The following is a 1,465-nucleotide window of genomic DNA, read 5'->3' on the forward strand; positions in this document are numbered from 1 at the left end:
ACCATCCAGTCCGAAGTCGATTCGCGCCTCAAGAAGCTCGCGCGCACCGTCAAGATGGATGGCTTCCGTCCCGGCAAGGTGCCGATGAACGTCGTGGCCCAGCGCTACGGCTACTCGGTGCACTACGAAGTCATGAACGACAAGGTCGGCGAAGCCTTCTCGCAGGCCGCCAACGAAGCCAAGCTGCGCGTGGCCGGCCAGCCCCGCATCACCGAGAAGGAAGAGTCGCCCGAAGGCCAGCTCGCCTTCGACGCGGTCTTCGAAGTGTTCCCCGAAGTCAAGATCAACGACCTGTCGAACGCCGAAGTCGAGAAGCTCTCGGCCGAAGTGGGCGACGACGCCATCGACAAGACGCTGGACATCCTGCGCAAGCAGCGCCGCACCTTCGCGCAGCGCGCCCAGGACGCCGTGGCCCAGGACGACGACCGCGTGACGGTCGATTTCGAAGGCAAGATCGACGGCGAGCCCTTCCCGGGCGGCAAGGCCGAAGACTTCCAGTTCATCGTCGGCGAAGGCCAGATGCTCAAGGAATTCGAAGACGCCGTGCGCGGCATGAAGGCCGGCGACAGCCGCACCTTCCCGCTCTCGTTCCCGGCCGACTACCACGGCAAGGACGTGGCCGGCAAGCAGGCCGACTTCATGGTCACCGTGAAGAAGATCGAAGCCTCGCACCTGCCCGAAGTCAACGAACAGCTCGCCAAGTCGCTCGGCATTGCCGAAGCCACGGTCGAGGGCCTGCGCGCCGACATCAAGAAGAACCTCGAGCGCGAAGTGAAGTTCCGCCTGCTGGCGCGCAACAAGAACGCCGTGATGGACACCCTGGTGGCCAACGCCGAGCTCGACCTGCCCAACGCGAGCGTGYAGTCCGAAGTCAACCGCATGGTCGAAGGCGCCCGCGCCGAGCTCAAGCAGCGCGGCATCAAGGACGCCGACAAGGCGCCGATCCCCGACGAAGTGTTCCGTCCCCAAGCCGAGCGCCGCGTGCGCCTGGGCCTCGTGGTGGCCGAGCTGGTGCGCGCCAACAACCTGCAGGCCAAGCCCGAGCAGATCAAGGCCCACATCGACGAGCTGGCCGCCAGCTACGAAAAGCCGGCCGACGTGGTGCGCTGGTACTTCAGCGACAACAATCGCCTGGCCGAAGTCGAAGCCGTGGTCATCGAGAACAACGTGACCGATTTCGTGCTCGGCAAGGCCAAGGTCAATGAAAAGTCGGTGTCGTTCGACGAACTGATGGCGCAACAAGGCTGATCCACTGCCGCCTGCGACGCCAATGGGGCTTGTGCTTTGCGGCACGAGCCCCATTTCACTCAGGCGTACAGTAAATTCGAACAGCGAACGAACCCTTTTCCGGAGAGCAATTCAATGAGCGCACAGGAAATCAAAGGCCTCGGCATGATCCCGATGGTCATCGAGCAGTCGGGCCGCGGCGAGCGGTCCTACGACATCTATTCGCGCCTCCTCAAGG

General features: G+C 63.6%; 1 protein-coding gene and 1 pseudogene. Both read left to right on the plus strand.

Going from position 1 to position 1,465, the window contains the following annotated elements; genetic code table 11:
• Window positions 1-1,248, plus strand: a 1,248-nt coding sequence (gene tig / locus AC1DOC_RS33420) for a trigger factor (protein WP_478131540.1), incomplete at its 5' end; no start/stop codon positions are given.
• Window positions 1,249-1,392: 144 nt separating this feature from the next.
• Window positions 1,393-1,465 (plus strand): annotated as a pseudogene (locus AC1DOC_RS33425) (ATP-dependent Clp protease proteolytic subunit); the annotation flags it as partial.

The organism is Variovorax sp. 01T439_2, assembly GCF_056398445.1.